General features: G+C 70.8%; 21 protein-coding genes. 13 read left to right on the top strand and 8 right to left on the bottom strand.

What is annotated here, in order from left to right:
• Position 1 precedes the first annotated feature (1 nt).
• Genes ABZ297_RS29015 through ABZ297_RS29000 form a run of 4 tightly spaced genes read left to right on the top strand, consistent with a single transcriptional unit; the run spans position 2 to position 6,577 of the window.
• Positions 2 to 901: a sugar ABC transporter permease gene (locus ABZ297_RS29015; RefSeq protein WP_355352175.1), complete on the top strand. Its 900-nt coding sequence runs from the start codon at positions 2 to 4 to the stop codon at positions 899 to 901.
• A complete protein-coding gene (locus tag ABZ297_RS29010; protein ID WP_355352172.1) occupies positions 898 to 1,743 on the top strand; it encodes a carbohydrate ABC transporter permease in 846 nt (281 codons plus the stop codon). Before ABZ297_RS29015 ends, ABZ297_RS29010 begins: the two co-directional genes overlap by 4 nt.
• Entirely contained in the window at positions 1,740 to 5,780 is a 4,041-nt protein-coding gene (locus tag ABZ297_RS29005; protein WP_355352169.1) for a fibronectin type III domain-containing protein, read from the top strand. The genes ABZ297_RS29010 and ABZ297_RS29005 overlap by 4 nt, the downstream gene beginning before the upstream one ends.
• Positions 5,780 to 6,577 carry an NAD(P)-dependent oxidoreductase gene (locus ABZ297_RS29000; RefSeq protein ID WP_355352166.1) on the top strand — a complete coding sequence of 266 codons (798 nt, stop codon included), beginning with the start codon at positions 5,780 to 5,782 and terminating at the stop codon, positions 6,575 to 6,577. The genes ABZ297_RS29005 and ABZ297_RS29000 overlap by 1 nt, the downstream gene beginning before the upstream one ends.
• Before the next feature lie 61 nt (positions 6,578 to 6,638).
• Here ABZ297_RS29000 and ABZ297_RS28995 read toward each other — a convergent pair whose 3' ends face one another.
• Positions 6,639 to 6,845 carry a DUF4287 domain-containing protein gene (locus ABZ297_RS28995; protein ID WP_355352163.1) on the bottom strand — a complete coding sequence of 69 codons (207 nt, stop codon included), beginning with the start codon at positions 6,843 to 6,845 and terminating at the stop codon, positions 6,639 to 6,641.
• 148 nt (positions 6,846 to 6,993) lie between these two features.
• Here ABZ297_RS28995 and ABZ297_RS28990 point away from each other — a divergent pair, with 148 nt between their 5' ends.
• The 4 genes from ABZ297_RS28990 to ABZ297_RS28975 are packed head-to-tail and all read left to right on the top strand — an operon-like array spanning position 6,994 to position 9,586.
• Positions 6,994 to 7,536: a helix-turn-helix domain-containing protein gene (locus tag ABZ297_RS28990; RefSeq protein ID WP_355352160.1), complete on the top strand. Its 543-nt coding sequence runs from the start codon at positions 6,994 to 6,996 to the stop codon at positions 7,534 to 7,536.
• A gap of 30 nt (positions 7,537 to 7,566) precedes the next feature.
• On the top strand, positions 7,567 to 7,902 hold the full coding sequence (locus ABZ297_RS28985; protein ID WP_355352157.1) for a hypothetical protein: 336 nt from the start codon (positions 7,567 to 7,569) through the stop codon (positions 7,900 to 7,902).
• Positions 7,899 to 8,792 (top strand): ATP-binding cassette domain-containing protein, encoded by an 894-nt coding sequence (locus ABZ297_RS28980; protein ID WP_355352154.1) that lies wholly within the window; start codon positions 7,899 to 7,901, stop codon positions 8,790 to 8,792. Before ABZ297_RS28985 ends, ABZ297_RS28980 begins: the two co-directional genes overlap by 4 nt.
• Positions 8,789 to 9,586 (top strand): ABC transporter permease, encoded by a 798-nt coding sequence (locus ABZ297_RS28975; protein ID WP_355352151.1) that lies wholly within the window; start codon positions 8,789 to 8,791, stop codon positions 9,584 to 9,586. The genes ABZ297_RS28980 and ABZ297_RS28975 overlap by 4 nt, the downstream gene beginning before the upstream one ends.
• A gap of 5 nt (positions 9,587 to 9,591) precedes the next feature.
• On the opposite strand, the gene ABZ297_RS28970 is transcribed toward ABZ297_RS28975, so the two are convergent.
• The 4 genes from ABZ297_RS28970 to ABZ297_RS28955 all read right to left on the bottom strand — a co-directional run bounded on the left by ABZ297_RS28970 (position 9,592) and on the right by ABZ297_RS28955 (position 13,106).
• Positions 9,592 to 10,485: an aminoglycoside phosphotransferase family protein gene (locus ABZ297_RS28970; RefSeq protein ID WP_355352148.1), complete on the bottom strand. Its 894-nt coding sequence runs from the start codon at positions 10,483 to 10,485 to the stop codon at positions 9,592 to 9,594.
• A gap of 127 nt (positions 10,486 to 10,612) precedes the next feature.
• Positions 10,613 to 12,079 carry an MFS transporter gene (locus ABZ297_RS28965; RefSeq protein WP_355352145.1) on the bottom strand — a complete coding sequence of 489 codons (1,467 nt, stop codon included), beginning with the start codon at positions 12,077 to 12,079 and terminating at the stop codon, positions 10,613 to 10,615.
• A 239-nt stretch (positions 12,080 to 12,318) separates the two neighbouring features.
• Complete coding sequence (locus ABZ297_RS28960; protein ID WP_355352142.1) at positions 12,319 to 12,663, bottom strand: metalloregulator ArsR/SmtB family transcription factor; 345 nt, start codon at positions 12,661 to 12,663, stop codon at positions 12,319 to 12,321.
• Positions 12,660 to 13,106, bottom strand: coding sequence for an SRPBCC domain-containing protein (locus tag ABZ297_RS28955; RefSeq protein WP_355352139.1), 447 nt, complete (start codon positions 13,104 to 13,106; stop codon positions 12,660 to 12,662). The genes ABZ297_RS28960 and ABZ297_RS28955 overlap by 4 nt, the downstream gene beginning before the upstream one ends.
• Positions 13,107 to 13,274: 168 nt before the next feature.
• Between ABZ297_RS28955 and ABZ297_RS28950 the strand changes: the two genes are divergently transcribed.
• Positions 13,275 to 14,138 carry an alpha/beta hydrolase gene (locus ABZ297_RS28950; RefSeq protein ID WP_355352136.1) on the top strand — a complete coding sequence of 288 codons (864 nt, stop codon included), beginning with the start codon at positions 13,275 to 13,277 and terminating at the stop codon, positions 14,136 to 14,138.
• 144 nt (positions 14,139 to 14,282) lie between these two features.
• On the opposite strand, the gene ABZ297_RS28945 is transcribed toward ABZ297_RS28950, so the two are convergent.
• Positions 14,283 to 14,858: a TetR/AcrR family transcriptional regulator gene (locus tag ABZ297_RS28945; protein ID WP_355352133.1), complete on the bottom strand. Its 576-nt coding sequence runs from the start codon at positions 14,856 to 14,858 to the stop codon at positions 14,283 to 14,285.
• Positions 14,859 to 14,934: 76 nt separating this feature from the next.
• On the opposite strand from ABZ297_RS28945, the gene ABZ297_RS28940 reads away from it, so the two are divergent.
• Complete coding sequence (locus ABZ297_RS28940) at positions 14,935 to 15,846, top strand: zinc-binding dehydrogenase (protein WP_355352130.1); 912 nt, start codon at positions 14,935 to 14,937, stop codon at positions 15,844 to 15,846.
• 79 nt (positions 15,847 to 15,925) lie between these two features.
• On the opposite strand, the gene ABZ297_RS28935 is transcribed toward ABZ297_RS28940, so the two are convergent.
• Complete coding sequence (locus tag ABZ297_RS28935; RefSeq protein ID WP_355352127.1) at positions 15,926 to 16,765, bottom strand: alpha/beta fold hydrolase; 840 nt, start codon at positions 16,763 to 16,765, stop codon at positions 15,926 to 15,928.
• A gap of 145 nt (positions 16,766 to 16,910) precedes the next feature.
• Between ABZ297_RS28935 and ABZ297_RS28930 the strand changes: the two genes are divergently transcribed.
• A complete protein-coding gene (locus ABZ297_RS28930) occupies positions 16,911 to 17,354 on the top strand; it encodes a helix-turn-helix domain-containing protein (RefSeq protein ID WP_355352124.1) in 444 nt (147 codons plus the stop codon).
• Positions 17,355 to 17,388: 34 nt separating this feature from the next.
• Here the strand turns inward: ABZ297_RS28930 and ABZ297_RS28925 are convergent, their stop codons facing one another.
• The gene (locus ABZ297_RS28925; protein WP_355352226.1) at positions 17,389 to 18,285 is read right to left on the bottom strand and encodes an aminoglycoside phosphotransferase family protein; all 897 of its coding nucleotides are present in this window, start codon (positions 18,283 to 18,285) and stop codon (positions 17,389 to 17,391) included.
• A 178-nt stretch (positions 18,286 to 18,463) separates the two neighbouring features.
• Between ABZ297_RS28925 and ABZ297_RS28920 the strand changes: the two genes are divergently transcribed.
• Together ABZ297_RS28920 and ABZ297_RS28915 are read left to right on the top strand one after the other, a co-directional pair.
• A complete protein-coding gene (locus ABZ297_RS28920; protein WP_355352121.1) occupies positions 18,464 to 18,964 on the top strand; it encodes a GNAT family N-acetyltransferase in 501 nt (166 codons plus the stop codon).
• An 8-nt stretch (positions 18,965 to 18,972) separates the two neighbouring features.
• Positions 18,973 to 20,196, top strand: a complete 1,224-nt coding sequence (locus tag ABZ297_RS28915; protein ID WP_355352118.1) for a histidinol-phosphate transaminase — start codon at positions 18,973 to 18,975, stop codon at positions 20,194 to 20,196.
• The last annotated feature ends 152 nt before the right edge of the window (positions 20,197 to 20,348 follow it).

The raw sequence follows: 20,348 nt of genomic DNA, 5'->3' as shown, positions 1-20,348 counted from the left end.
CGTGGCTGGTAGTCCCTTCGGAACCCGGCGTACCCGGCGGTGGATCCCGTGGGCGAGCATCGCGATCCCCGGGATCGGGTGGCTGCTGTTCGGGCTGTACCCGTCGCTGGCCACCATCGGGTACTCCTTCACGCAGTACTCCGGGATGCCGGGCACGCCGCTCAACGTCTGCGGGCTGTGCAACTACACGACGGCGTTCACCGCGCTGTCGGCGCAGGTGTGGGAGTCGCTGAAGGTCACGCTGATCTACGTGGTCGGCGTGACCGTCCTGCAGAACCTCGTGGGCCTCGGGCTGGCGCTGCTGCTCAACCGCCCGGGGCGCTCGTACACGGTCTACCGGGCGCTGATCTTCATGCCGCAGATCTTCTCGGTCGCGGTCGTCGCCACGGTGTTCGCGCTGATCCTCGACCCGGTCACCGGCCCGGCCGAGAAGGCGTGGCAGGCGGTCTTCGGCAGTGCGACAGCGTTCCTGGGCGACAGCTCGCTGGCGCTGCCGCTGGTGATGCTGGTCAACATCTGGATGTTCGCGGGGTACACGATGCTGATCTACATCGCGGGCCTGCGCAACATCCCCAAGCCGGTCTACGAGGCGGCGGCGCTGGACGGGGCCGGGCGCTGGCGGTCGTTCCTGCACGTGACGTGGCCGCTGCTGGCCCCGGCCGCGACCGTCAACATCTTCCTGACCGCGATGGGCGCGCTCGGCGAGTACGCGCTGATCCTCGTCATGACCGGCGGCAACTTCGGCACCAAGACGCTGGGGCTGTACATGTTCGACTCCGCCTTCGGCCTTACCAGCCAGCTCGGCTACGGCTCGATGCTGGCGATCCTGCAGTTCGTCCTCACCGTGGTGATCGGCGGCACGCTGCTGTTCACGCTGCGCAGGCGGGAGATCCAGCTGTGAGGGCGACGGGCCGCAACCTGCTGTGCTTCGCGATCGCGGCGGTGCTGTTCGCGGCGCCGCTGGTGTACATGCTCCTCCAGTCGTTCAAGACGTTCACCGGCTTCCTGCAGGATCCGACGGGCCTGCCGCAGCCGTGGACGCTGGAGAACTTCGGCGCGGCCTGGACCCAGGGCGACTTCGGCCGGCAGATGCTCAACAGCCTGATCTACGCCGTCATCCCGGACACGGTCACGCTGATCCTGGGCGTCTTCCTCGCGTTCCCGGTCTCGCGCGGCTACTTCAAGCGCTCCAACGCGGTCTACGCCTTCTTCGTCTTCTCCGGGTTCCTGCCCGGCGGCCTGATCCCGCTGTTCATCGAGGCGCAGGCGCTGGGCCTGTACAACAGCATGCCCGGCTACCTGATCCTCACCAGCCTGTCGGGCGCGGGGTTCTTCTTCTTCGTCGGCTACATCAAGGGCATCCCGAAGGAGATCGACGAGGCGGCGGCACTGGAGGGCTGCGGCTACGTCCGCTTCATCTTCACGATCATCATCCCGCAGATGAAGCCGGCGCTGGCGACGTTCGCCATCTTCGGGTTCGTGCACGCCTGGAACAACCTGATCCTGCCGCTGGTCATGCTGTCGGACCAGCAGCTGTGGCCGGTCACCCGCGGGCTGTACTCGTTCTTCGGCGAGCACACGCAGAACTGGCCGCTGATCGCCGCAGGCACGTTCATCGTCGCGGCGCCGATCCTGCTGCTGTTCATCGTGCTCCAGCGGTACCTGGTCGAGGGCGTCGCGGGCGGTGCGGCGTTCGGCACGCAGGGCGTCGCGGTGCCCGCCGAACGGAGGGACGCGGAGTGAGCGGGAAGGTGACGCCGTGGCCGGCGGATGCGGACCGGGTCGTGTTCCGGCTGCACGATCCGATCGGGCATCCGGAGTTCGCGTGGCCGCGGACGCTGCTGCGGTTCGCCGTACGCTGGGAAAGGCCCTCCGTGCGGGTCGAGGAGCTGCGGCTGGCCGACGACACCGGGAGACCGGTGCCGTTCCAGCCGGCCGAAGTCGTCGAGGCGGACGGGCTCGCGGTCTCCGCCGTCATCTGCTTCTTCGGTGATCTGGCCCCTGGGCAGACCCGGGCGTACGTGCTCTCCAACGGAACTCCGGCGTTGCCGGACAGACCCGTGCGCGTCAAGCCCTCGGATGACCATGTCGTCCTCGACAGCGGCGCGCTGCAGGTCCGGCTGCCCGCCTCGCGGGCGGCCGACGGCGTCGCGCCGGGGCCGGTGACCGCGTGGAACCGGGGGCGCGGCTGGGCCGGGCGGTCGGAGGTCCGCGGCGGCGTGACCCAGGTCGAGTCACGGCTGGTGCGGAGCGGTCCGCTGTTCGCGGAGTACGAGATCGTCTACGACTTCGCACACGGCGCGCGTTACACGGCGACCGTCCGCTGCCTGCAGGGGTGCGACTTCGTCGAGATCTCCGAGGAGATGACCGGGTTCGACGACGCCGGCGCGAGCTGGGAGCTGTCCTGGACCGGCTGCTCCCCCACGCACCGCTTCTCCTCGGCCTGGCCCGGGTCGCAGAACGCCGCCGACCACCTCGATCCCGGGAGCCCGGAGACGTACCGATGGCTCGGCATCGACGAGCCGCTGACCCTCGGCGGCAGCGGCGAGGACCCGAACTTCTCGGGGCCCGGCGGCACCGAGCGTCCGGATGAGGACTACCTGTTCACCGTCGGCCCGTACGGGCCGAGCTTCGCGTGGGACGTCCGGCCGCACGCCACGTTCTGGGACGTGCGCACGGGTGACGCCATGGCCGTCTTCATCCGGGACCACGCGCGGTGGGACGACCGCTCCTACGCGTCCTGGGCCTCGTCGGACCTGCTGCAGATCCGGTTCCGGCACACCGGGGGCGTCCTGCGCTGGACGTGGCCGCTGCGCACCGGCACCCGCTCGACCGGGATCGCCTTCTACGACCACGAGCAGGACCGCGAGGTGCTGCGGCGGCAGGAGAAGGGCGTCGGCGCCGCCTACCAGAGCACGTACGGGCGCGACCTCCAGCACTGGCAGGGCACCCTGAGCCTCGATCGGGTCAAGGACTGGAACCTCGCCTACGACGGCCGGCGTCCCGAGCGCGTCGCCGCCGAAGGCGAGTTCGCGACCGCCGAGGACTTCCTGGCCGCGCTGTTCGAGGGCGACGAGGGGCCGCGTCTGATCGCGCGCGGCGTCAACGACCTGGCCGGGTACCTCAACATCGGGCAGCGTCCGCTCTACGACCGGTTCCTCGACGGCTATGACCGGCTGGGCGAGCGGCTGAGCGCGGAGCAGCGCCGCCGGGTGGACGCGCTGCTGCTGCTCACCGCGTACGTCTCGGCGAACGAGGAGATGACGCCGATCCTGAGGATGTTCGGCGGGCATCCGAACTTCCTGGCCGACGGCAGGGCGGCGCTGGCGTGCCTGGCCTGGCTGTTCCCCGGCCACGAAGCCGCCCCGGCCTGGCTCGACCAGTTCGAGAAGGTCGCCGAGCTCGCCGCGCGGTTCCACACCCGGCCCGCGCTCCCGGGCCGCGAGGCGTCGGCCGGGCGCTGGACCGAGAGCCTGTCCACGTACGTCTGGGCCTTCCTGCGTCCGATGACGCTCGGCAACGCCCTGGCCCGCCGTGCCGACGGCCGCAACCGCCTGGCGACGCCGGAGTTCGCGGCGGTCGGCGACTGGCTCGTCAACGCTCTGACCGCACCGATCCTGACGCGCGACGAGCCGACCCCTGGGAACGGCGCGTCGACTCCTGGGAACGGCGCGTTGCGCATGCATCCGGCGCAGGGCGCGCACGCCTTCTGGCCCCGCCGCCCCCCGATCGAGATGCGGCTGCTCGGCGAGGCGCTGCGCACCTACCGGCCGCTCGTCGCCGAGCATCTGCTGTGGGGCAGCGACGCCTCGGCCAAGCACCTGGACAGCCGTCCGGGAGCGCCGGATCCGTGGCGTCCGCTCGTCGAGAGCACCGGGAACGCCGGGACGAATCCCCGGCTGCGCAGCTCCAAGTACACCGGCTACGGCGTCACGCTGCGCGCCGACGTGGACCGGCCCTCTGAGGTCGCCGTCTTTCTGCAGCAGGTCGACCACGGGCCGAACTACCGCTGGGGCATCGCCGACGACAACGGCTCCGGGCACCTCTACTACTACGCCGCCGGACGTGCCTACAGCGGCCACGGCCCCGAGGACGCGGGCGACCGGCGGGTCCCGGACGCCACGTTCACCTCGTCCTGCGCGGTGTGGCAGGACGGCGCGTTCCGGTCGATCGGCCAGAACACGCTGGACCGGCCCTTGCACGACCTCGGCTGGGCGCAGTTCGCCGAGCTCGTCCCGCATCCGGACAGTCCGGTGGCCCTGGCCTACCGCAGTCGCAGTGTCCTGCTGATGGGGGCCGACTACCTCGCGACCTACGACGCGTTCGCGCCCAACCAGCGCACCGTCTGGACCTGGTCGACGCTCACGAAGTCCAACGGCCACGACGCCAACAGCTTCGCCCACCTGCCGGACCGCATGCCCTTCGTCCACGTGGTGCGGGGCGTGCGGCGGGACGGCGAACTCGACGGCGAGATGGTGACGCGGACCTCGCGGATCCTCCGCCTGGAGGGGCGCCCCGAGGGCGGCGACGGCGACACCTTGGCGATCGTCAGCCACCGCGACGACCTGACCGTGGACCCCGAGGTGACGACGCCGTGGGGGGCGCGGATCAGGACGCCGCACAGCGTCGACCACGTGTTCCGTTACGAGAACGCGCCGCACCAACGGCCGCGCGAGGTGGACGTCGCCGAGGACGGCCTGCGCTTCCGCGGCACGGCCGGCGCCATCCGGCTACGGCACGACGGCCGGCGGCAGCTCGCCCTGTTCCACGGCACGGTCATCGGCGCCGGCGACGTCACGCTGACCACCGGCGATCCGGAGCTCGGCATCAGCCTCGACTACCGCGAGCCGCGCGCGATCGAGGGCACGTACGTCACGCGAAGACCGACGAAGGCGCTGCTGCGCGTCGCGAGCGGGCTGGGCGAGGCGCGAGTCTTCGTCGACGGCGCCCCGGCGCAGGCCTACCGGGTCAGCGACGAGGAACTCTCCGTCGAACTGCCCGAGGGACGGCATCGGTGGGAGCTCACCGAGGGCGCGCCTCGTCCGGTGCCATCGCGCGTGGTGCGGACCGAGAGCGTCAGCGGCGGGGCCGTCGTGCACTTCACCCGCGTCGCGGCGGCCGACTCGTACGAGGTACAGCTCAGCACGGACAACGGTACGACGTGGGAGACCGTCGGCTCCGCGCGACGGAGTCCGTACACGCTTCACGGTCTGACGAACGGCGCCAAGTACCACGTCCGCGTCATCGCCGGGAACGGCGCGCGCCGAAGCGATCCCGGCCAGGACTATCCGATCTACGCGACCGGCGAGCGTCCCCCCGCCCCTGACGGGCTCAGGCTCCGGCTGGCGGACGGCGGCGTGACCGCGACGTGGGGTGAGGTCCTCGGCGCGAGCCGGTACCGCCTGTATCGGCGGCGCAAGGGCGACGTCGGATACCGGGAGGTCTTCGCGGGCCTGGCCTTCAGTCACCGTGACGACGTGGCCGGTGTGGTGCCGGGCTTCGCCGAGCCGTCGTCCGGCGAGCTGCCCGCGGGCATCACGGTCTACGAGTACGCCGTCGCCGCCGAGAACGGCGCCGGCATCGGGCCGGAGTCGCCCCCGGTCGACACCGATCCGCGCGGCTGGCGGCACTGGGAGCCGCCGGTCGAGGCCGCGTTCCGGCGTCAGCACACCTACAACCAGCCCCCTTACACGCTCGATCCGGTGACGCCGGCGCACTACGACCGCGCGGAGCCGCCGGCGCCGCTTCCGGCCCTCGACGAGACGTGGGACGGCCACTGATGGCGCACCGGATCCTCGTCACGGGGGCGGCCGGCCGCGTCGGAACGGCGCTCCGTCCGCTGCTGGCCCGGCCTGGCAGGACGCTGCGTCTGCTCGACATCGCGCCGCCGGCCCCCGGGCCGCCGGACGAACCCGTGGAACTCGTCGAGGCGTCCTTCACCGATCAGGGCGCGCTTGACGAGGCGTGTCAGGACGTGGACGCGGTCATACACCTCGGCGGGCTCAGCGGCGAGGCTCCGTGGGAGCAGATCCTGGCGGCCAACGTCGACGGCACGCAACGGGTCCTCGAAGCCGTCCGCCGACAGGGTGTGCCGAAGGTCGTCCTCGCCTCCAGCATCCACGCCGCGGGATTCCTGACCCGCGACGACGGTCTCCTTCCGGCAGACGCGCCGCCACGTCCGGACACCTACTACGGCGTCAGCAAGGCGGCGGTCGAAGCCCTCGGCAGCCTCTACCACTCCCGGTTCGGGATCGACGTCAGCTGTCTGCGGATCGGGGCGTTCCGGCCGCGTCCGGTCTCGCTGCCCGACCTCGCGGTGTGGCTCTCGCACGAGGACGCGGCGCGGCTGGTCGAGGCGTGCCTCGCCGCGGACCCGCCGGGGTTCCGGATCCTGTGGGGCATCTCGGCGAACACCCGCCGCTGGTGGTCGCTCACCGAGGGTGAGACGATCGGCTACCGGCCGCGCGACGACGCCGAGAGCTTCGCGGACGCCATCGCGGGGGCCGACGCCTTCGACCCCGCCGATCCCCTTCTCCACCGGGTCGGCGGCGGGTTCTGCACCATGCCACTCGGCTGAGCCCCGGGCCCGCGCCGTAAGGGACCTGGGGACACGAGCGCCCGATGGCGATCGACGAGGCCTACTTGCCCGCTGCGAGGGTGGCCGCGACGAGGGCGTTGGCGTGGCCGTGCCCCAGGCCGTGCTCGGTCTTGAGCCAGGCGACGAGTTCCATGTGCTTGGTCAGCGGCGAGGAACTGATGAGGTCCTGCCACTCCTGGATGGGGCGGCCGTACGTCTTCTCGATCGAGGGGAAGTAGCTGGCGGGGCCGTTCGCCGGTGCGGTCATGTCTGGGGTCCTGTCTGATCATGGATGCTGACTTGGTGTCGGGCTGATGGGTGACTCTACAGCTGGGCGGTGCGGGCGGTGCCGGACGGTGGTCGCGGTGAGCCGCACCCCCGTTCATTCTCATTATCGATAGTGATAATGTCCTCCTGTGAGTACCTCGACAGAGCGCTGGGCCGAGCTGGCGCTTCATCCCGTGCGCATCCGGATCCTGGTTGCCGTGGTAGGCGCTCGCCGTACGGCGTCCGATCTGGCCGGCCTGCTGCCTGACGTGCCGCAGGCCACGCTGTACCGGCAGATCGCCACCCTCGCCAAGGCGGGCATGCTGGAAGTGGTGGAGGAGCGCAAGGTCGGAGGCGCGACCGAGCGGGTGTACGCGGTGCCGGAAGGCGGGGTGACACCCACCGCCGAAGTGCTGGCCTCGACCTCCCCGGAGGAGCACGCGCGGTATTTCACCATGTTCGTCAGCAGCCTGCTGGCGGAGTTCTCGCGTTACCTCGCCAGGGAGCACGTCGACCTGGTGGCCGACGGCGTCGGCTACCAGCAGCTGGTGATGCATCTGGATGACGAGGAGTTCATCCGGTTCGCGCAGGGGTTCGCCGAGCTGGTGCAGCCCCTGCTCGCACATGAGCCCGGACCTGGCCGCACACCTCGGCTGCTGGCGACGGTCCTCCTTCCCCTGACGAAAGGCTGACCCGTGGCAACGGTCATGATCGCTGAAGGTTTGATCACTATCGAGTTCGGTCCGTGGGAGCGGTTGTTCACCGGGCGCGCCCGGCACACCGTCCCCCTGACGGCGGTACGGCAGGCGGCCGCCACGGGGCAGCCGCTGCGAGTCCCGCGCGGCCCGCGCAAAGGACTGACGGTGTCGGGCCACACCAAGATCGGCGTGTGGGGCGTCTTCGGTGGACCGCGGCAACTGGTCGCGGTCCACCGCCACCTGCCCGGATTGCACCTGCTGCTGGATCGCGCGAGCTCCGGTGACGAATTCGACGAGGTCGTCGTCTCGGTCCCCGACGCCGAGCGCCTGGCTGAGGCCGTCAGGGCCGTGGTCGCGTGAGCGGCATCGAGGTGCGCAACCTGAGCAAGAGGTACGGCCCGGTCACCGCCGTCGACGACCTCAGCTTCACCGTCAGGCCCGGCGCGGTCACCGCTTTCCTCGGCCCGAACGGCGCAGGCAAGACGACGACGATGCGCATGATGGTCGACCAGGTCGCGCCCACGTCCGGCAACGTGACGATCGGCGGGCGCCGCTACCGCGACATCCCGCGTCCGACCACCGTGGTAGGGGCGGTCTTCGACGCCGCCTCCTTCCACCCGCAGCATTCGGCCAGAGACCATCTGAAGATCTACGCCGCGATGGGCGGATACCCCGGCGACCGCGTCGAGGAGCTGCTCAGCCTGGTCGGTCTGGCCGAGGCCGCCGGGCGCAAGACGGGCGGGTTCTCCACCGGCATGCGGCAGCGGCTCAACCTGGCCACCGCCCTGCTGGGTGATCCCCGGGTCCTGCTGCTGGACGAGCCCAGCAACGGCCTGGACCCCGAGGGCATGGCCTGGCTGCGCTCGTTCCTGCGCGGTCTGGCCGACGGCGGGCGCACCATCCTGGTCTCCAGCCACGTCCTGAGTGAGGTGCAGCAGGTCGCCGACGACGTGGTCGTCATCAGGCAGGGGCGACTGCTGACCGCCGGCCCGCTGTACGAGTTGTCCAGCGCGGCGCAAGCCGTACGGGTGACCACTCCCGACGCCACCCGGTTGAGCCAGATCCTGGCGCGCGAGGCCGACCTGGTCGACGCCGACGGCCCGCAGGGCCTGCGGGTACGCGGGCTCGACCCCGCCCAGATCGCCGACCTGGCCGCCGCCCACGGGCTGCGCATCCACGGCCTGACCACCGAACATCCCAGCCTTGAGCAGCTCTTCCTCGACCTGACCAGCGAACGGACCCACGCATGAAGCCCCTGATCCACGCGGAGTTCCGCAGGCTGCTGGCGACCCGGATGTGGCTGGGGACCCTGCTCGTGGCCGCCCTGCTCGGCGGCGGCCTGATCGGCCTGCTGGCCATCGTCGGGCCGGAGAACTTCCAGCCCCCGATGCCAGGGCTGCACACCGAAGCCGGGGTGCGCGCCGTTCTCGGATTCCTCGGATTCACCGCCTTCATCCCCGCCGCGATCGGCACCCTGGCGGTGACCTCCGAGTACCGGCACCGGACCATCAACTTCACGTTCCTGTTCGCGCCGGATCGCTGGCGGGTGCTGGCCGCCAAACTGATCACCTACGGCTTGGCCGGCATGGTCTACGGACTCGTCCTGTCGGGCAGCGCCGCCGTGGCGTTGTTCGGCGCCGCCGCGGCCCGCGGCGTCAACCTGGGCCTGCCCTCGGCGACCATCGTCGAACTGCTGACCCGCCTGGCGGTCGCGATGGTCGCCTACACGGTGCTGGGCGTGGGCATGGGCGCGCTGATTCGCCACCAAGTCGCGGCGTTGGGCGTGGTGATCGGCTACCTCTACGGCGGGGAACTGCTGCTCATGATGATCCCGGGTGTCCGCAACCTGTATCCGTGGCTGCCCGGCGGCGCGACCGCGGGGCTGACCGACTTCACCGCGGTGTCCGACGCCCTCGCCCAGCAGCTGTCCAGCGAACCCGTCCGGCTGCTGCCTCCTGTGGCCGGGGCGCTGGTCCTGCTCGGGTACACAGCGCTGGCGATCGCGGCGGCGCTGGTCAAGCCGATGCGCCGGGACGTCGTGTGACCCGATCAGGTGAGTTCCTCGACTATGCGTTCGCAGCGCACGGGGTCTTCGGTGAATCCGGCGTCCAGACCCCACAGCAGGTAGTCCACCGAGCGCAGCACCGCCCACGAGCGGGCCCGGTGCCGGTCCATCTCGGCCGCTTCGATCAGCGCGTCGAGGCACCACCGAAGCCGACGGCCGCCGGCCATCTCGTCGTAGCGGGTCCAGAGCAGCTGACCCGCCTGGTACTCGATCGCGCCCACAAGGGGCAGGGGGTCCACGGCGAGCCACGGTTCCCGGCGTCCCGGTAGCACCTGCAGGTAGTGCAGGTCGCGGTTGACCATCTCGGACGGTCGCTCGGCCGCCATCTCCCCCGCCAGCCCGAGCGCGATGTCGAGCACCCGGGCCGGGAATGGCCGCCCGACCGCCTCCCACCGGTCACGCAACGACCCACGCAGCTCGGCAGCCACCTCCCACGTGGAGCGGAAGTCGCCGACCGCCGGTACGGCCAGCCGGCGCAGTAGCCGTCCGATGAGCGGAACGGCGTCCTCCAGCGGCAGGTCACGCAGGGACCTGCCGGGGTCAAGCCGTTCCAGCAGCATCGCGCCGCCGGACGGGGCCGCGTCGACCAGCAGGACCATGGCTCGCCCGTTCCACACCCGCAGCGCCTTGACCTGCTCGGCGACCGACTCGTCGGGCCAGCTCACTTTGAGCACCAGCGGTTCGTCACCGCGGCTGACCGGCACCGCCAGACCGTTGTCACCATGCATGGGGTCGCCATCGATCCGCAGGCCCCACCGGACGCAGTGTTCGGAGACGAGGTCGGGCAGCGCGGCCAGCCATCGCCGCCCGGCCTCGCCCTCACGCTGCCATCGGCCCCAGGCCCGGAACGACTCCGGAACCGTTATCAACTGCCGCATCCTCGTCATCCGTGGTGTCCTGTTCAGAAGCGGTTCGTCACCCGTCGTCTGCGGGTGGCCTCTCGCGCTGCCGGACGCGGCCGAGAGGGATGAATCACTCCGCAGCCGTGGGTGCGGTGCCGCAAGCCTATCCACCCCCGGGCCGAGCGCGTCCGCTCCTCCTTCTCGCCGCCGCCCGCGCGGCGGTGTCCGAGGCCCGGCGTCCGGTGCTGAGCAGCCCCAGGATCAGGATGCCGACGCCGAGCCCGAGCACCATCCACCACACGCCGTGCTCCGCCGTGGTGTAGGCCGTCCCGCCGCGGGCCAGGGCCGGCCCCACGGTCGTTCCGGCGATCGCGACGCCGAGGGTGGTGCCGGTCTGCCGGCCGGCGGAGGCCAGTGAGGTGGCCACCCCGGCCATCGAGCGAGGCATTGCGGAGACCGCCGTGTTGGTGATCGGCGGGTTGACGGTGCCCAGGAAGATACCGAACGGCAGAAAGGTCGCGAGCACGGCCGGCAGCGGGGTGGCCGGCCCCAGCCAGATCGACGCGCCGCCGCCCAGCGCCAGCGCGGCCCCGGAGACCACCAGCGGCAGCCTGGGACCGCGCGCGCCGACCAGCCGGCCGGTGCGCGGGGAGAGCACCACGACCAGCGCCCCGACCGGGAGCAGGCACAGCCCGGCCGTCAGCGCCGACATGCCGCGCACGTCCTGAAGGTACTGGGTGGTCACGAACAGGAACGCGCCGAACGCGCACAAGGCGAACAGCGCCATCACGATCGCCGAGCTGAACGGCACGCTGCGAAACAGGCGCAGCTCCAGGAGCGGGTCGGCACGACGTGGTTCGTAGCAGAGGATGCCCAGCGCGCCGAGCACGGCGACGGCGAGCAGGCCGAGGATGACCGGCGAGGTCCAGCCCGACCATCTGGACTCGATGATCGCGTAGACGAGGCTGCCCAGCATCAGGATCATCAGGGTCTGGCCCACCGGGTCGAACCGCCGCGTCCGGGCGGCGCGGGACTCGGGCACGAACAGCGCGGCGCACACGATCGCGGCGGCCACGATCGGCACGTTGATCCAGAAGATGGAGCGCCAGCCCAAGCCGTCGACCAGGGCGCCGCCGAGGATCGGCCCCAGCGCCAGCGACAGGCCGGTCATCGAGCCGAACACGCCGATGGCCCTGGCCCGCTCAGCCGGGTCGGGGAACGTGGTGGCGACGATCGCCATCGCCACCGGGTTGAGCATCGTGCCACCGACGGCCTGCAGCGCACGCGCCGCGATCAGCCAGCCGATGCTCGGCGCCAGGCCGCACAGCACCGAGCCGAGCCCGAAGGCGGCGAGGCCGACCTGGAAGACGCGCCGACGGCCGACCCGATCGGCGGTGGACCCTGCCAGCACCAGGAAGCCGGCCAGCACCAGGGTGTACGCGTCGACCGTCCACTGCAGGCCGGGCACCGAGGCGTGCAGGTCGCGACGGATCGTCGGCAGCGCGACATTGACGATGGAGATGTCCATCACCACGACGACCACGCTGGCACAGCAGATCGCGAGCACCAGGAGCCGGCGGCGTCGGCTGAGCTCGCCGGCCGTGGTCTGGAGCAGCGTTGAAGAACTCATGACCACGACGTTCGGACTTGGAGCGCGCTCGAAGTCAAGCCGGGCCTGAGCGTCGCCGAACCGCCCGCCGCACCGGGTCAGCGTGCACGCCCCCGCCAAGCAGCGAGCCCACGGCCCCGCTTCGGCGTTGTCATGACGGGCTCAACGCAGCCCGACGAGCCACGACCTGACGAGCCGTCAGCCCATGACGTGCAGAACAGGCACCCTGGCCTGGGAAATGGAGAACTGCGACTGGGGTACTAGCGCGAATCCCGCTCCGCCGCCTCGGCGATGCGCTTGATGTTCGCCAACCGGCGATCCCAGTCGGCCGCGAGCGCGGCCATCCACTGCGCCGTCGCGTCCAGCGCAGCGGATCGCACCGCGTAGCGCACCTCGCGTCCGACCCGGCTGCCGGACACCAGCCCGGCGGCGTCCAGGACGGCGAGGTGCTTGACCACCGCCTGCCGCGAGACGGGAAGCCGTTCGGCGAGCGTCGTCGCGGTGGCCTCGCCCTGCGCGGCGAGCAGATCGAGCATCTGACGTCGCGTCGGGTCGGCCAGCGCGACGAGGACGCTGTCGATGGCGCTGTGACGCTCGTCCGTCACGCGTGCGCCTGTTCGGCGCGCGTCTTGAGCGCGTCGAACACCTGGGGCCAGCCTCCGGTGTTGTCCTTGACCGCCTGCTGGCGCAGTTCCTCGGACGCGGCCAGCGCCGCGAATCCGCTCTCGACGACGCGGAGCCGCGTCTTGTCGCCTTCCGGGGTCAGGGTGAACTCCACGAGGGTGCTGTTGTCCTCGCGCAGCTCTTGCCCGGGGAACGCGCTGGCCCAGCGGTAGGCCACGTACGTCGGCGGCTCGACCTTCTCCACGCGCACCGGGAAGTCGCCGTACTCCGCGTTCTTCGCCACCATCGACTCGCCTTCTCTGGCCACGGTGCCGGGCAGGTTCGCCGGGTCGGCCACCCAGAACCCGGGTTCGGTCACCAGCGACCAGACCCGCTCCAGGGATGCCGCGATCAGTGTCTCGCGTTCGATCCGATCCTCGCTCATGGGGAACTCCTTCGCTGTCGCCGTTTGATGCAACCCTAGAGTTGCACGTCACCTCCTTCAGGCGCAACCCCAGAGTTGCGCTTTGCGGGTGTAGTGGCGAGGCGAGCACGGCTGCGCCCCTGGCGAACGCCCGCACCTCACGTCCGTACCCCGCGGTAGCGTCACATCATGCTGATCATCGATGGCGTCAAGATCGCCTATGAGGAGGCCGCTCCGAGTGCCCCGGCGGGCACTGTCGTACTCGTGCACGGATCGGCTGCTGACATGCGCCTGTGGAACCACCAGTTCCGGGCCCTGTCGGAGACCTATCGCGTGATCCGCTACGACTGGCGAGGCCATGGCCGTTCCGGCGACGCCGAGGGCGAGGTGTGCCACCACGAGGACCTGCTCGCCGTCATGGACGCGCTGGAGGTCGAGCGGGCGGCGCTGGTCGGCAGCTCCGATGGCGGCAAGCACGCCACTGAAGCCACCCTCGCCGCCCCCTCCCGGGTCGCCGCGCTTGTCCCGATCTGCTCGAGCTTGGCCGGTCACACGTGGCCACCGGAGATGCTGGACCAAGCCCGCGAGCGAGTCCACAGCTCAGTCCCCGCCGACCGCCTGGCCCGGTACCGTGCGGGCACCGCCGACCACGTGGCCCCGGAGGACGTCCGCGCGATGGCCGAGGCCCACACGCTCTGGCAGGTCGCGGGCCCCGACCGCGGCCGCGACGCCCTCACCGACGAGGCGTGGGAGGCCGCGGTGGAGATGTGCCGCCTGGTGTTCGAACGCTCCTGGACCGGCCCCAGGTCCACCCAGCGCTTCCTCGACCCGACCGCCGCCACCCGCCTGCACGAGATCACCGCCCCGACCCTGGTGATCAACGGCCTGTCGGACGTGCCCGGCATCCAGGAGGTCTCGTCGCTGCTCGCGGCGGGCATCTCCGGCGCCCGACGCATCGACCTCCCCCAAACCGGCCACCTACCACCGCTCGAGCGACCATCGGAGGTAACGGCGGCCCTGACGACGTTCCTCTCAGACGTCTTCAACCACTGACCGAGACGGTGGAGACGAACATCTCCCGGCCCGGCCTACGGCCGACGGGCCAGGCGGCGCCGCCCGACGGAGCCGGCTCTGTCGTTGCGGGCTTCACTCGCGCCGGCGACGGGACCGGGGACGGGTGTGCTGGCGCGTGGGGCATCAGAGGCTCTTGCCCGAATTGACTGCGGCCAGGAGGGCGGTCGCCGCCGCTCGGGCGTCGTGGGCCGCGGCGCCTGTGTTGTCGACCAGGCCGCGGGCCTTGACGCCGTTGTAGAGCAGCAGGAGTTGCCGGGCCAGGGCCGCCGGCTGCGGGGCGCCCGCCTCGCCCCCCAGACGCTCGAACAACGCGAGCATGCGCTCGTCATGTTGCGCCAGGGCGTGATACGAGGGGTGCTCGGGCGAGAGGAAGGACGCCGCGCTGTTCACGAGGATGCAGCCGTGGTAGGCCGGGTCCGGTAGATCGGCCGTGAGCAGGTCGAACGGGGCAAGGAGTCGAGACAGCGAGTCGCCCTTGCGTCGGTCGAGTTCAGCGTCCAGCGTGGCGAACCACTCCTCGCACGCCGCGGTGAGCATGGTGCCGATGAGAGCGTCCTTGGACGTGAAGTGTGCGTAGACGGTCGGCTTCGCGACGCGGGCGCGCTCGGTGACGGCATCGATCGAGACGTTGTAGCCGTCGGCATAGAACAGTTCACGAGCGGCTTCGAGCAGCCGCTGGCGGGCGGACGGGCGTGACATGAGGGCATTCTAACCGGTTAGTTCAGTGTGATATCTTTTCCTACTGATTTAACCGGTTAGTTCAGTGGAGGAATGAATGCGAGCCCTGGTCTACGATCCCGACGCCGCGCGAGGCGTGCGTTTCGCCGAGGTGGACGAGCCGAGGCCGCTGGCCTCGCAGGCACTGATCAAGGTCGAGGTGGCGTCTCTGAACTTCGGCGAACTCGCCTTCTCGGCCCGGCAGCTTCGCCCCGGCCAGGTCTTCGGGAAGGACGCCGCGGGTGTCGTGGTGCGAGCCGCCTCCGACGGCTCCGGCCCGCCGGAGGGGGCGCGCGTCACGTCGTTCGGGGGGACGGGCGGATGGGCCGAACTGCGGGCCGTCGACACGGCCGATCTGGCAGTCGTTCCTGATCATGTAGATCTCGGCGCTGCCGGCGCCCTTCCGGCGGCGGGTGTGACTGCGCTGCAAGCCGTCCGCCGGCTGGGCTCGGTGCTCGGCCGCCGGGTGCTCGTGACCGGAGCGTCCGGTGGCGTAGGACGATTCGCCGTGCAACTGGCCGCGCGGGCGGGTGCGCACGTGGTCGCTTCGGTGGGGAGCCTCGAACGCGCCGAAGGGCTGCGCAGGCTGGGTGCCGCCGAGATCGTGGTGGGGCCGCCGACCGACCCCGTGTTCGGGGTGCTCGACAACGTGGGCGGCGCCCTGTTGGCCGAGGCGTTCGAGCGCCTCGAAGACGGCGGCATCGCCCTGTCCATCGGCTGGGCATCACGTGAGCCCACGGTCATCGACTTTGAGGAGCTCAGGATGCTGGGCGGACGCAGGCGTCTCGAACCCTTCGGGGTCTCCGGCCCGTTCGGTCCGGATGTCGCCCACCTGATCCAGTTGCTGGAGAGGGAGGAACTTGATCCGCAGATCGGCTGGCGAGGCCCCTGGGATCAGGTGGGCGAAGCGGTGGATGCTCTGTTCGGCCGCCGCATCCAGGGCAAGGCCGTACTCGTACTGCATGGCTAGTGCCTCGTCCCGCCGCGGATCTGATCACCACCGATCAGGTCCGCAGCGAGTCGCGTCTCCTCCTGCGCGTCGGCGCCGGTCAGGTGCGGAGGAAGGCCAGGATGGAGTCGGTCTGGCCGAAGATCGCGTGCCCGACTCCGGGCAGGAGCCGCACGGTCGCATGCGGGACGCACCGGCGGATGCGCCGGGCGGTGTCGGCGGAGTCGAACAGGGCGTCGCGGTCTCCGACCGTCACCAGCATGGGGAGGGTCAGGCTGCGCAGCGCGTCGTCGGAGAACACGGGCAGGCGGGCGGTGCGCGGCTTGAACTGTGCGAAGGTCAGCATCAGGTCGTCGAGGACGGATTCGTCCTGCAGGTCTTCCAGGCCTGCGACGGTTCGTGCGGATCGGCGTACGCCCCGGCGCCCGAAGAGGCGGAGAAGGACGGCCTTGAACAGCCAGGCCGACCTGGTCCTGCCCACGCCGCCGGGGCACAGCAGGGCCAGGCGCGTCACCCGATCGGGCCTGCGGGTGGCGTAGTCCAGGGCCGTCCAGCCGCCGAGTGAGATGCCGACGATCGCGGTGCTGGTGATGGCGAGGGCCTCCAGCACGTCGTCCAGCCACAGGGCGTAGGCGTCGGAGTCGAGGGGCGGGCGGGAGGGTGCGCTCAGGCCAGGTTCCCCGATGAGGTCGATGGCGTGGACGCGGAAGTGCCGCGACCAGGTGGTGACGTCGCTCCGCCACATCGTGGTGTTCGCCCCCGAGCCGTGCAGCAGGAGCACGGGCGGCGCTTGTTCGGGGCCGGAGGCGATGACGAAGGTCTCACCCTGGCGGGTCGGCACGCGGATGTGCTCGGCGGGAACCGGCCAGGTGCGCAGCGCCTCCTGGTAACGGCGCTGAATCTCACGCGCGCCGGCTTCGGACTTGTAGATCGCGCTCATGACGCGAGCACCCTCTTATTGTACACAAAATTACCCTAACCTTCCTCATATAACGGCGCAACAGGGAAGGTTTCGAGGTGTCCTCCTCCCCAAATGGCCTGTGTTGGGTGCTACTTTGGGGAAGCACAAGGAACCCTCACCGAGGATGGCGGCCGTGGTACAGCAGTTCTACTCGGTGGATCAGGTGGCGGGCCTGCTCGATCTCCACGTCAAGACGGTGCGGGCCTACGTACGCGACGGGCGGCTCAAGGCGACGCGGGTCGGCAAGCAGTACCGGATCGCCCGGGAGGATCTCGAGGCGTTCACCGGCGCGCCCATGTCACCTCCGCCCGCCCGAGAGGCACTCCACGCGGAGGTGTCCAGCATCGTGCAGATCGACGCGATCGGCCGCGAGGCGACGATACGCCTGACCAACACGGTCCTGGCCCTCGTCCACGGCCGGCACAGACGCGACGACGGCGACCACCTACGCGTCGAAACCGTCTACGACGAGCAACGGGCCACGCTGAAGATCATCATCCTGGGTGATCTGGACACCACGGCGGAGGTGCTCCGGGTTGTCGACACGCTGATCGACCAGCCGGCGTGACCAGCCCGCACCCTTGCCTGGAAGAGAGCGGAGCTCAGGCAGGTGACGTGCCCGCCAGGATGCGTTCCAGGGTGCGTCGGCCCAACCGGCTCATGACCGGGTTGCTTTCGACGTAGTACCAGACGAGCCCCAGGGCCTGCACGAAGGCCCACGCTCTGCCTCGCTCCCATTCGAGGTCATCGCACCGAAGGTCCTCGCGGAGCACCTGCCGCGGCCCGGCCTCGAGCAGATGCCAGGCACTCACCAGATCCAGAGCAGGGTCAGCCGGTCCGAAGCCGCCGACGTCGAGAATCCCGGCGAGCCGGCCGGCGGACACGAGCACGTTGCCGGGAATGAGATCGCTGTGGGTCATCACGTCGGCTGAGTCGCGCGGCAGGCTTCGCAGGGTCGCCCACATGCGGCGAAGGCGGGGAACGTCCAGGAGGTGTTCGCTGTGCCTGAAACAGGTCTCCATCCACTCGTCGTGGGAGCGAAGGTCGCCTCCTCGGCCGTTGCCGGCGAACGTGCGGCCGCGCGTGTCGATGGCGCGCAGGTCGCCGATGAGATCGGCCAGGTCGTGCGCGAACGCGACCGATTCGCCCGGGTCCTCGTCGGTGGCCACGACGCCGGGCAGCCACGTCTGCGCCGACCACGGAAGCGGGTAGCCGGCCCCGGGTTCACCAAGGGCGACCGGCTCGGGCGTGCGAAACCGGGTGCGGCCTACCAGCTCGCGGGCCGCTTCCGCCTCGGACTCCAGCCAGCGTCGCGTCGCGTCGACGTCCCCGGGTTGCAGCGGGAACCGGGCTGCGAACCCGTCGCCGATGCGGAAGACGGCGTTGACCGTTCCCTGGACGGCGATGCTCCTGATAGGCAGGCTCCGCCACTCGGGGAGCTGCTCGTCCACCAATGTGCGCACCGTCTCGGGTGACACCGTCAGCTGGTTGGCGTGCATCTTCACGCCGGGAGCGTTTCGCGTCCCGGCCTTCGGCTGCAACGTGTTTTCGGTGGCACGAGCGTCATGAGCCAGGCCTGCGAGGTGCTGGACTATCTGCCTCGACCTGCCTGAACGGGCGCGCGGGCTCGGCGGCCGATGTCACCTCTGTACAGGATGACCCGATACCGTGAAGATCGTGACCGTGGTCGATGATGAGCTGGAACTGCGTCTGTCGTCGGAGGCGGACCGTGAGTGGATCTACCGTCTGCGGCACGAGGTGTACGCGCGGGAACTCGGCCAGCACTCCCCCAATCCCGCCGGGCTGCTCACCGACGACCTCGACGAGGGCAACGTCTACCTTGTGGCGGCTCTCCACGGCGCACCGGCCGGGTTCATCAGCGTGACGCCACCGTGGGCGGGCCGCTACTCGATCGACAAATACCTGCGCAGAGACGACCATCCGGCGCTGCGCGCGGACGGCCTGTTCGAGATCCGGATCCTGACCGTCGATCCGAGCCGCCGGGGCGAGCTGATCGGCAAGCTGCTGATGTACGCGGCGCTTCGCTGGGTGATGGCGCACGGAGGCAGGAACATCGTGGCCTTGGGCCGGGTCGAGTTACTGCCGATGTATCTGGGGCTGGGGCTGGCGTCCACCGGTGTGGCGGTGCGCTCGGGGCCGTCGACTTCCAGCTCCTGACCGGCGACGTGGCCGAACTCACCGATCGGACCGTGCGGCAGTACGGCCCGCTGCTGCGTGATCTTCGGCGGACGGTCCGCTGGCGGCTGGAGCTCGCCTTCCTGCCCGAGGACGAGTCGTGCGCGCACGGCGGCGCCTCCATCGAGGCACTGGGCCGCGGGTTCGACACCCTGGACGCGCACCGCGACGTGGTACCCGCCGACGTGCTCGACGCCTGGTTTCCGCCGGCTCCCGCCGCGGTCGCGGCCCTGACCGACGGGCAGCGTTGGATCGCGCGGACTTCTCCGCCCGCGCAGGCCGGCGGCCTCATCGAGGAGATCGCACGTCGCCGGGGCGTACCCGAGGAGGCCGTCGCCGTCGGCGCGGGCTCGTCCGACCTGATCTTCCGTGCGTTCCGCACCTGGCTGGACGCCTCCAGCCGGGTGCTGCTGATCGATCCCTGCTACGGCGAGTACGCGCACGTCGTGGAGCGGGTGATCGGCTGCCGCGCCGACCGGTTCCCGCTGCGTCGCGAGGAGGGCTGGCGGATCGACCCGGAACGCTTCGCCCACGCCCTGCGGGAACGCTACGACCTGGTGGTCGTCGTCAACCCCAACAATCCGACCGGGGTGCACCTCGACGCGGCCGAGCTGCGGGAGGTGCTGGCGGGCGCGCCGGGCGGGACCCGGTTCTGGATCGACGAGGCCTACGTCGGTTACGCCGGCGCGGGGCAGTCGCTGGAGCCGTACGCGGCGGAGGCCGACAACGCCGTCGTGTGCACGTCGCTGTCCAAGATGTACGCCCTGTCGGGTCTGCGGGCGGCCTATCTCACCGCGCCGCCGCGGCTCGCGGCCGAGCTGCGGCGCTGGACCCCGCCGTGGGCGGTGAGCCTGCCCGCCCAGATCGCCGCGGTGCACGCCCTGCGCGATCCGGCGTACTACGCGGCGCAGTGGGCGAAGACGGTGGTCCTGCGTGCCGAGCTGGTCGCGGCGCTCACCGCGATCGGCGCGGATCTGCAGGTCAGCGAGTCGGTGGCGAACTTCGTGCTGCTCACGCTGCCCCCGGGCGGGCCGGGTGCGGCCCGGCTTGTCGACCGGTGTCGGCGGCAGGGGGTGTTCCTGCGAGACCTGTCGCCGCTGTCCCCGGCGTTCGAGGGCAGGACGGTGCGGATCGCGGTGCGCGACGCCGCGGCCAACGCCCGGGTGGCGGCCGCCGTCGCCGAGGTGCTGCGCGTTCCGCTTGGCGTGGCGTGACCGAAGTCGCCGAGCTGGTCCCCTACCTCGCCGGCGCGCTGCTCGTCGGCGGCGTCGCCGTCGCCCTGTCGAGGCGGCGGGAGTACGTGCTGCGGTGGTGCGCCTGGGCGGTCGGCGTGCCCGTCGTGGTCGCCGCCCTGTACCTCGGCCCC

This window comes from Nonomuraea sp. NPDC005983, from assembly GCF_040614375.1.
Lineage (GTDB): Bacteria > Actinomycetota > Actinomycetes > Streptosporangiales > Streptosporangiaceae > Nonomuraea.
The sequence above is the reverse complement of the archived record's forward strand: the minus strand, read 5'-3'. Positions and strand labels throughout refer to the sequence as shown.